Origin of the sequence: Mesorhizobium sp. M7A.F.Ca.CA.002.05.1.1, assembly GCF_003998335.1 — a bacterium.
In the GTDB taxonomy this organism is placed as follows: Bacteria; Pseudomonadota; Alphaproteobacteria; order Rhizobiales; family Rhizobiaceae; genus Mesorhizobium.
The window spans coordinates 1-555 of sequence record NZ_RZQI01001592.1 but is presented as its reverse complement, the minus strand read 5'-3'; the positions used below and the strand labels follow the sequence as shown (position 1 = coordinate 555).

The following is a 555-nucleotide window of genomic DNA, read 5'->3' as shown; positions in this document are numbered from 1 at the left end:
GGAGTGAGCAGCCAGAGACGCCAGCCAGGAACAGCAGCGGGCAAATCCTGCACCACCTCGACGAACTGGCGCGGTTTTCCCGCGTTGTCGCTCGTCGCCAGGCCGTCACCAGCGCCGCGCTGGATCGGCAGCGGCTCGAAGCCTGCATCGGCCAATTGGAGATGCTCGTGGGCTGCGGCGGTGTCCTCGGCCGACAGTGGCGCCAGCGCACGGAACCGCCAGTCGGGCTGGCTGGTAGCCAGCACCACGCCGCGTTCATCAGTGATGAACACAAGGAAACCGCTGGAACGCCAATTGGCTTCGACGCCGTCGAGTTCGACCTTCAGCACCGCAACGCCAAGCGGCTTGCCGCCATCGTCGACGCGGCTGGCAAGGTACAGCCCCGGTCTGCCGCTGATTGTGCCGAGGCCATATTGGCTGGCAGCACCCTTGCTCATCGCTTCCTGGAAATAGTGCCGAAAATTGTAATCGATGCCGACAAAGCTCGCCGGTTCGTCGGCATCGATTACAATTTTCGGCACTATTTCCAGGAAGCGATGAGCAAGGGTGCTGCCA

General features: G+C 62.7%; 1 protein-coding gene. It reads right to left on the bottom strand.

Annotated elements, in window-relative coordinates; all coding sequences use genetic code 11:
* Positions 1–521 (bottom strand): cache domain-containing protein (locus tag EN939_RS37220; protein ID WP_442919606.1); only part of this gene is annotated, 521 nt, incomplete at its 3' end.
* Positions 522–555: the final 34 nt, after the last annotated feature.